At 56.6% G+C, this 564-nt stretch carries 2 rRNA genes; both read left to right on the plus strand.

Going from position 1 to position 564, the window contains the following annotated elements:
* Positions 1 to 290: ribosomal RNA gene (locus RNB18_RS50875) — 23S ribosomal RNA — on the plus strand; the annotation flags it as partial.
* Positions 291 to 370: 80 nt separating this feature from the next.
* Positions 371 to 487 (plus strand): 5S ribosomal RNA (rrf, locus tag RNB18_RS50880).
* Positions 488 to 564 lie beyond the last annotated feature (77 nt).

Raw genomic sequence — 564 nt, forward strand, 5'->3', positions numbered from 1 at the left:
CCTATCCGCTGTGCGCGTAGGAATATTGAGAAGGGCTGTCCCTAGTACGAGAGGACCGGGACGGACGAACCTCTGGTGTGCCAGTTGTTCTGCCAAGGGCATGGCTGGTTGGCTACGTTCGGAAAGGATAACCGCTGAAAGCATCTAAGCGGGAAGCCTGCTTCGAGATGAGTATTCCCACCAACTAGATTGGTTAAGGCTCCCAGTAGACGACTGGGTTGATAGGCCAGATGTGGAAGCCCGGTAACGGGTGGAGCTGACTGGTACTAATAGGCCGAGGGCTTGTCCTCAGTTGCTCGCGTCCACTGTGTTAGTTCTGAAATAACGAACAGCCGTGACAACACCCGGTTTGTTCAAAGTTTCATAGTGTTTCGGTGGTCATTGCGTTAGGGAAACGCCCGGTTACATTCCGAACCCGGAAGCTAAGCCTTTCAGCGCCGATGGTACTGCAGGGGGGACCCTGTGGGAGAGTAGGACGCCGCCGAACAATCTTTGTGGGAAAGCCCCGCACCCTTGTGGTGCGGGGCTTTCCTGCGTTCCGGGCCCGATGCGGGCCTGGAACGC

Source organism: Streptomyces doebereineriae (assembly GCF_031845645.1).
Taxonomy (GTDB): domain Bacteria; phylum Actinomycetota; class Actinomycetes; order Streptomycetales; family Streptomycetaceae; genus Streptomyces; species Streptomyces canus.